The organism is Streptomyces sp. NPDC057654 (genome assembly GCF_042800135.1).
GTDB lineage: Bacteria > Actinomycetota > Actinomycetes > Streptomycetales > Streptomycetaceae > Streptomyces.
Genome location: NZ_JBHVHQ010000384.1, coordinates 1 through 7,764 on the forward strand (window position 1 = coordinate 1; position 7,764 = coordinate 7,764).

The 7,764-nt window shown below is 70.9% G+C and carries 7 protein-coding genes; 5 read left to right on the plus strand and 2 right to left on the minus strand.

What is annotated here, in order from left to right; genetic code table 11:
- Nucleotides 1-32: 32 nt before the first annotated feature.
- Complete coding sequence (locus tag ACFU99_RS25185) at nt 33-1,562, minus strand: peptide MFS transporter (protein WP_384395628.1); 1,530 nt, start codon at nt 1,560-1,562, stop codon at nt 33-35.
- A gap of 473 nt (nt 1,563-2,035) precedes the next feature.
- On the opposite strand from ACFU99_RS25185, the gene ACFU99_RS25190 reads away from it, so the two are divergent.
- Nucleotides 2,036-2,716 carry a response regulator transcription factor gene (locus ACFU99_RS25190; protein ID WP_030890910.1) on the plus strand — a complete coding sequence of 227 codons (681 nt, stop codon included), beginning with the start codon at nt 2,036-2,038 and terminating at the stop codon, nt 2,714-2,716.
- A 133-nt stretch (nt 2,717-2,849) separates the two neighbouring features.
- Nucleotides 2,850-4,109: an ATP-binding protein gene (locus ACFU99_RS25195; RefSeq protein WP_384395631.1), complete on the plus strand. Its 1,260-nt coding sequence runs from the start codon at nt 2,850-2,852 to the stop codon at nt 4,107-4,109.
- Between the two features lie 15 nt (nt 4,110-4,124).
- Here the strand turns inward: ACFU99_RS25195 and ACFU99_RS25200 are convergent, their stop codons facing one another.
- Nucleotides 4,125-4,631 carry a GtrA family protein gene (locus tag ACFU99_RS25200; RefSeq protein WP_384395634.1) on the minus strand — a complete coding sequence of 169 codons (507 nt, stop codon included), beginning with the start codon at nt 4,629-4,631 and terminating at the stop codon, nt 4,125-4,127.
- A gap of 314 nt (nt 4,632-4,945) precedes the next feature.
- Between ACFU99_RS25200 and ACFU99_RS25205 the strand changes: the two genes are divergently transcribed.
- The 3 genes from ACFU99_RS25205 to ACFU99_RS25215 form a co-directional block, all read left to right on the plus strand.
- Nucleotides 4,946-6,085 (plus strand): 5-(carboxyamino)imidazole ribonucleotide synthase, encoded by a 1,140-nt coding sequence (locus ACFU99_RS25205; RefSeq protein WP_384395637.1) that lies wholly within the window; start codon nt 4,946-4,948, stop codon nt 6,083-6,085.
- Nucleotides 6,082-6,666 (plus strand): 5-(carboxyamino)imidazole ribonucleotide mutase, encoded by a 585-nt coding sequence (purE, locus tag ACFU99_RS25210; protein ID WP_384395640.1) that lies wholly within the window; start codon nt 6,082-6,084, stop codon nt 6,664-6,666. Before ACFU99_RS25205 ends, purE begins: the two co-directional genes overlap by 4 nt.
- 83 nt (nt 6,667-6,749) lie before the next feature.
- Nucleotides 6,750-7,764: dipeptidase (locus tag ACFU99_RS25215; protein WP_384395643.1), on the plus strand; the 1,015-nt coding region annotated here is incomplete at its 3' end.

Sequence of the window (7,764 nt, forward strand, 5' to 3'; positions counted from 1 at the left end):
GCCGGGGCCCTGTCACCAGGTGCCCGGGGACGTCAGCGGACGTCGCCCAGGAGCGCGCTGACCTTCTTGCGGTTGGTGTAGATCCCGGCTCCGGCGAGGACCGCCAGCGCCGCTTCCACCGCGAGGACCGCGACGCCGTTGAGGTCCGCGCCCGCGGTGACGGCGAGGGTGACCACGCAGTCGCCGGCGGTGACCGCGAGGAACCAGACGCCCAGCATCTGGCTGGCGTACTTCTGCGGCGCCAGCTTGGTGGTCACCGAGAGGCCGACGGGCGAGAGGCACATCTCACCCATGGTCTGCACCAGGTAGACGCTGAGCAGCCACATCGGGCTGGCCTTCGAGCCGTCCTGGGTCATCAGCATCGGGACGATGAAGATGACGTACGACGCGCCGATCAGGACCATGGCGGTCGCGAACTTGACCGTGGTGGTCGGCTCCTTGCCGCGGCGGTTCAGCGCCATCCACATCCAGGCGAAGATCGGCGCGAGCACCATCACCCACGCCGAGTTCACCGACTGGAACCACGAGGACGGGAAGCCCAGCCCGAGGACCTTGGAGGCGGTGTTCTTGTCGGCGAAGACGTTCAGCGTCGAGCCGGCCTGGTCGAAGATCATGAAGAACACGGCGGCGGCGACGAAGAACCAGATGTAACCGCTCATCTTGGTCTGCTCGACCTCGGTGAGGTCCTTGTCCCGCTTGATGCGCATCAGCACGGCGATCGGCGTGAACAGGCCGATCAGCGCGATCGGGATCAGCGCCCAGTTGATCGTGAAGACCCCGGCGAAGCCGACCACGATGTAGAAGACGGCCGCGACGGCCACCCAGATCAGGCCCTTGCGGATCCACGAGTTGCGCTCTTCGCGCTGGAGCGGCGTCGGGACCTGGCTGCTGATCGGGTTGAGGTGGCGGGTGCCGATCAGGAACTGGATCAGGCCCAGCGCCATGCCGAGCGCGGCGACCGCGAAGCCCAGGTGCCAGTTGACGGTCTGGCCGACGGTGCCCACCGCGATCGGGGCCGCGACGCCGCCGACGTTGATGCCGATGTAGAAGATGGAGAAGCCACTGTCGCGACGCGGGTCCTGCGGGCCGTCGTACAGCTGGCCGACCATGGTCGAGATGTTGGCCTTCAGCAGGCCGGAGCCGACCGCGACGAGCACCAGGCCGAGGAAGAACGTCGGCGCGCCCGGGATCGCGAGCAGCAGGTGGCCGCAGACGATGACGCTCGCCGCGATGGCGACGGTCTTTCGCGGGCCCCAGATCCGGTCGCCGATCCAGCCGCCGGGCATGGCCAGCAGGTAGACCGTCGCCATGTAGACGGAGTAGATGGCGGACGCCGTGGCGAGCGACATCGCCAGTCCGCCGCCCTGACCGCCGGTCTTGGCATCCGGTCCACCGGAGATCAGGTACAGGACGAGCAGTGCCCTCATGCCGTAGAAGCTGAAGCGCTCCCACATCTCGGTCATGAAGAGAGTGGCCAGGCCGCGGGGGTGGCCGAAGAAGGTCTTGCCGTCGGAAGCAGGGGTTCCCTGCTCGGCGGTGCCCTTCGTCAGGCTGGACGCCATGGTCGATCCTTGTGTGGTCGGGACGTGCGGAGAAGAACTCGCACGCCCGGATGGGGGTGGGCCGGTACCGGCGCCGCACCGCCCACATCCCACGTCCGGGGGGACCGACACCCCGGGATCGAAGCATCGGCTGGGACAGCCGCACGCCGGCATCCACGTCCGACGCGCGCGGGCGCGCGGCAGACCATGGCCGACAGGTCATTCACTGTGCATCAGGGCCGGGGGTGCCGGCTCCGTGCACATCAGAGACCCACGGCGTGCGTTAAGAGCCGAAGGTCCCCCCGTGGTGCTGCAGACGTCCCGTCACCATACGTCACACCCCGCCCGGATAAGGAAGGAGTTGAGACATGGATCACAGGAGAATCGGGAACTACCCGCCTATATTCGAAGGTTAAAGGCCAGTTGGGTGAGTGAACTCGCAGGGAGGGGTGCGGGCACCTCTGACGTGCGGCTCGGCGGTCTACCATCACCCCATGACCCGAGTACTGCTCGCCGAGGATGACGCGTCCATCTCGGAGCCGCTCGCACGCGCGCTGCGCCGCGAGGGGTACGAGGTCGAGGTGCGCGAGGACGGTCCCACGGCGCTCGACGCCGGCCTCCAAGGAGGCGTGGACCTGCTCGTACTCGACCTCGGTCTCCCAGGCATGGACGGCCTGGAGGTCTGCCGACGATTGCGCACGGAAGGCCACGGCTTCCCGGTGCTGGTGCTCACCGCCCGCGCCGACGAGGTGGACACCGTGGTCGGCCTGGACGCCGGAGCCGACGACTACGTCACCAAGCCGTTCCGCCTCGCCGAGCTGCTCGCCCGGGTACGGGCCCTGCTGCGCCGCGGCGCGGTCGAGTCCGCCCAGCAGCCGCCGGCCACCCACGGGGTGCGGATCGACGTCGAGTCGCACCGCGCCTGGATGGCGGACGAGGAACTCCAGCTCACCGCCAAGGAATTCGACCTGCTGCGGGTGCTGGTCCGCGACGCCGGCCGGGTGGTCACCCGCGACCAGCTGATGCGCGAGGTCTGGGACACCACCTGGTGGTCGTCGACCAAGACGCTCGACATGCATATCTCCTGGCTCCGCAAGAAGCTCGGCGACGACGCCGCCAACCCGCGGTACATCGCCACGGTGCGCGGCGTCGGGTTCCGCTTCGAGAAGAGCTAGTGCCCCTCCTGGCACTGGCAGGGCCGCGGAGCCCCGCCGGGCGGCGGCGGCCGTGCGGCCCGCGGTCGGCGCGCCCCGCGCGGGCGCCCCGCCCGGGGGCCGAGACTCGAACCACCCCGCCCCGGAGGGCACAGTGCGCCGCCGTCTGATCAACTCCACGCTCGCCGTGGTGCTCGTCGTGATCGCCGTCTTCGGCATCTCGCTCGTCATCGTGGAGACCCGCACGATCGAGAGCAGCGCGCAGGAAAGCGTGCAGTCCGAGGCCGTACGGCTGGTCAGCATCGTCGACAGCAGGCTGATGGGCGGCGAGCGGGTGGCCTCCGGGGTGCTGCGCGAGCAGATCACGCCGAACCGCTACGCCAAGATCGAGATCCCCGGCCGGGCCGCCATCGAGCTGGGCAAGCACCCCGCGGGCGAGGTCATCACCGCCACCCAGAAGGGCGAGCGGGGCGAGACCATCACGGTCGTGGAGTCCCGCACCACGGTCAGCCAGGAGATCGGCCGGACCCTGATGGTCATCCTCGGGGTGGCGCTGCTCGCCGTCGTCGCGGCCGTCTTCCTGGCCGTACGGCAGGCGAACCGGCTCGCGACCCCGCTCACCGACCTCGCCGAGACCGCCGAGCGGCTCGGCTCCGGCGACCCCCGGCCGCGCCACCGCCGCTACGGCGTCGCCGAGCTGGACCGGGTCGCCGACGTGCTCGACGCCAGCGCCGAGCGCATCGCCCGGATGCTCACCGCCGAGCGGCGGCTCGCCGCCGACGCCTCGCACCAGCTCCGCACGCCGCTGACCGCGCTCTCCATGCGGCTGGAGGAGATCACGCTCACCGACGACCCGGACACGGTCAAGGAGGAGGCGACGATCGCCCTGACCCAGGTGGAGCGGCTCACCGACGTCGTGCAGCGGCTGCTGACCAATTCCCGCGACCCGCAGTCCGGTTCGGCCGTCACCTTCGACCTCGACGAGGTCGTCAAGCAGCAGATCGAGGAGTGGCGGCCCGCCTCCCGCAGCGAGGGCCGCGCCATCGTCCGCTCCGGCAAGCAGGGGCTGCGGGCCGTCGGCACGCCCGGCGCGGTCTCGCAGGTGCTGGCCACCCTCATCGAGAACTCGCTCATGCACGGGGACGGCACCGTGGCGCTGCGCACCCGCGTCACCGGCAACCAGGCCGTCGTGGAGGTCTCCGACGAGGGGCGGGGGGTCCCGCCGGACCTCGGCTCGCGGGTGTTCGAGCGTACGGTCAGCGGCCGGAACTCGACAGGGCTCGGGCTCGCCGTCGCCCGCGACCTCGCCGAGGCGGACGGCGGCCGGCTGGAGCTGCTCCAGGGGTACCCGCCGGTCTTCGCGCTGTTCCTGAGCCGGGACGCGGACCAGGCGCGGGAGCCGCGGGAGCCGTGAGGGCGCGTACCCGCCCTACTTGTTGATGACCCGGACGTGGGGCCGCGGGTCGGTCAGGAACGATTCGGCGGTCTCCACCGCCTCGCGGGCAGGCAGCGCCTTGAACACCCAGGTCCGGTAGGACCAGAAGCGGAAGAGGGTGGCGATGCCGATGCCGAGGAACTTGAAGACGTTGCTCTGGAGCGGGCTGTCCCAGTGGAAGGCGTACGTCGCCGTGTAGAGCGTGCCGTTCTCGATCACCAGGCCGATGGCGCTGAACAGCAGGAAGAGCGTCAGCTCCTTCGTGCGCCCCTGCTTGTCCCGGTCGCGGTAGGTGAAGTAGCGGAACCCCACGTAGTTGAAGATGATCGAGACGGCCGTCGCCACGACGCTGGCGCGTACGACGGGCAGGTCGCTGGTGTGCCGGACGAGGTTGAAGACCGCGAGATTGACGAGCACGCCCGCGCCTCCGACCGCCCCGAATTTGGCGACCTCGCGGATCAGCCGATCCGCCCGAGAACGGAGTGCGCTCGGTTCTCCCATAGTGATCTTCAAGCTCCAGAATCCGGCGGAAGTCGGGTGTCAGGCAGTGCCGGTCAGCGTTCGTCCAGCGTCTTCATGCTAACCAGCGACCCCGAGGCGTGCTCCCGTGGTTGGGCAATGGGGTGGCCGTTCAGGGCGCTTCGGCTGGTCACAGCGGTGCGGCGGTCGGTCGCAGCCGTGCGGTCGGCACCGGCGACCCGCGCCGACGGCCAAACGCGTCGGGTACGCGTCAAACTGCGTCGATCATAGGGGTGCTTGGAGGAACGTCCAAGGCGGGGGAGTCGGTATCCGGCCGGGCGGATACCCTGGTCCGCGTGACGTTCCCGGTAGTCGGCATGGTCGGCGGCGGTCAGCTCGCCCGTATGACCCACGAGGCAGGCATCCCCCTCGGCATCAGGTTCAAGCTGCTCAGCGATACCCCGCAGGAGTCCGCGGCGCAGGTCGTCGGCGATGTGGTCGTCGGCGACCACCGCGACCTCGCGACTCTTCGTGCGTTCGCACAGGGCTGCGATGTGATCACCTTCGACCACGAGCATGTGCCCACCGAGCACCTGCGCGCGCTGGAGGCCGACGGGGTGCCCGTACGCCCCGGCCCCGACGCGCTGGTGCACGCCCAGGACAAGGGCGTGATGCGGGCGAAGCTCACGGAGATCGGCGTGCCATGCCCCCGGCACCGCATCGTGACGGACCCCGCCGACGTGGCGCGCTTCGCCGCGGAGGGCGACGGCTTCCCCGTCGTGCTCAAGACGGTGCGCGGCGGCTACGACGGCAAGGGCGTGTGGATCGTACGGAGCGAGGCGGACGCCGCCGAGCCGTTCCGGGCCGGGGTGCCCGTGCTCGCCGAGGAGAAGGTCGGCTTCACGCGAGAGCTGGCCGCCAACGTCGTACGGTCCCCGCACGGCCAGGCCGTCGCCTACCCCGTGGTCGAGTCGATCCAGGTCGACGGCGTCTGCGACACGGTGATCGCGCCCGCGCCGGGGCTGTCCGCCGAGCTGTCCGCCACCGCGCAGGAACTGGCCCTGAAGATCGCGGGGGAGCTGGGCGTCGTCGGCCACCTGGCCGTCGAGCTGTTCGAGACGCCCGACGGGCGCGTCCTCGTCAACGAGCTGGCGATGCGCCCGCACAACTCCGGCCACTGGACCCAGGACGGCGCGGTCACCTCGCAGTTCGCCAACCACGTACGGGCCGTGCTGGACCTGCCGCTGGGCGACCCCCGGCCGCGCGCCCCGTGGACCGTGATGGCCAACGTCCTCGGCGGCGACTACCCGGACATGTACGCCGCCTACCTCCACTGCATGGCGCGGGACCCCGGCCTCAAGATCCATATGTATGGAAAGGACGTGAAGCCGGGCCGCAAGGTCGGGCACGTCAACACCTACGGTGACGACCTGGCGGACGTGCGGGAGCGCGCGAGCCACGCCGCCGGATACCTGCGAGGAACGATCACCGAATGAGCGCGCCCACGCCCCCCGGCACCACGCCCGCCACCGGCTCCGACGCGGGCGCCGCCCCGCTGGTCGGCATCGTCATGGGCTCGGACTCCGACTGGCCCGTCATGGAGGCCGCCGCCCAGGCCCTCGACGAGTTCGAGATCCCCTACGAGGTCGACGTCGTCTCCGCGCACCGGATGCCGCGCGAGATGATCGACTACGGCGAGCGCGCCGCGGGCCGCGGGCTAAAGACGGTCATCGCGGGCGCCGGGGGCGCGGCCCACCTGCCCGGCATGCTGGCCTCCGTGACCCCGCTGCCGGTGATCGGCGTGCCCGTACCGCTGAAGTACCTCGACGGCATGGACTCCCTGCTGTCCATCGTGCAGATGCCGGCCGGCGTCCCGGTCGCCACCGTCTCGGTGGGCGGCGCCCGCAACGCGGGGCTGCTCGCGGTCCGCATGCTCGCCGCGCACGACGGCGAGCTGCTGGCCCGGGTCCGGCACTTCCAGGACGAGCTGAACGAGCAGGCCACGGAGAAGGGCAAGCGGCTGCGGGCCAAGGTGGACAGCGGCCGCTCGGGCGGCTTCGGCTTCGGCGGCAAGTGACGATGACGGAGGAGGCAGAGGTGTCCGAGACGACTGATACGGCGGCTTCCGGGACTTCCGGGACTTCTGGTGCGGCCGAATACCTGGCGGAGGCGCGTGAGCTGCTCGCCGACCACCCCGTGGTCGACGGCCACAACGACCTCCCCTGGGCGCTGCGCGAGCAGGTCCGCTACGACCTCGGCCGGCGCGACATCGCCGCCGACCAGCGCGGCCACCTGCACACCGACCTGGCCCGGCTGCGGACCGGCGGCGTCGGCGCGCAGTTCTGGTCCGTGTACGTACGCAGCGACATGCCCGGCGGCCACGCCGTCGCCGCGACCCTCGAACAGATCGACTGCGTACGGCAGCTGGCCGACCGCTACCCCGCCGACCTGCGGCTCGCGTTCACCGCGGACGACATGGAGGAGGCGCGGACCCAGGGCCGCATCGCCTCCCTCATGGGCGCCGAGGGCGGCCACAGCATCGACGAGTCCCTCGCCACGCTGCGCGCCCTGTACGCGCTCGGCGTGCGCTACATGACCCTCACCCACAACGACAACGTCGCGTGGGCGGACTCGGCGACGGACGAGCCGCGCGCGAACGGCCTCACCCGCTTCGGCGAGGAGGTCGTCCGCGAGATGAACCGGGCCGGGATGCTCGTCGACCTCTCGCACGTCGCGCCCGCCACGATGCGCGACGCGCTGCGCGTCAGCGAGGCCCCGGTGATCTTCTCGCACTCCTCCGCGCGCGCCGTGTGCGACCACCCGCGCAACATCCCGGACGACGTGCTGGAGACCCTCGCGGCCAACGGCGGCACGGCCATGGCGACGTTCGTGCCCAAATTCATCCTCCCGGAAGCGGTCGCCTGGACCCACGCCGCGGACGACAACATGCGCGCCCACGGCCTCCACCACCTCGACACCACCGAGGAGGGCATGCGGGTCCAGCGCGCGTACGAGGCCGCCCACCCCCGGCCCATGGCCACCGCGGCGACGGTCGCCGACCACCTCGACCACATGCGCGAGGTCGCGGGCGTCGACCACATCGGCATCGGCGGCGACTACGACGGCACGGCCTTCACCCCGGCCGGCCTCGAAGACGTCTCCGGCTACCCCAACC

Excerpts from the sequence above, each read along its gene's own strand:
- ACFU99_RS25185 (WP_384395628.1), bottom strand. The coding sequence starts at position 1,562 with ATGGCGTCCAGCCTGACGAAGGGCACCGCCGAGCAGGGAACCCCTGCT.
- ACFU99_RS25190 (WP_030890910.1), top strand. The coding sequence starts at position 2,036 with ATGACCCGAGTACTGCTCGCCGAGGATGACGCGTCCATCTCGGAGCCG.
- ACFU99_RS25200 (WP_384395634.1), bottom strand. The coding sequence starts at position 4,631 with ATGGGAGAACCGAGCGCACTCCGTTCTCGGGCGGATCGGCTGATCCGC.
- purE (WP_384395640.1), top strand. The coding sequence starts at position 6,082 with ATGAGCGCGCCCACGCCCCCCGGCACCACGCCCGCCACCGGCTCCGAC.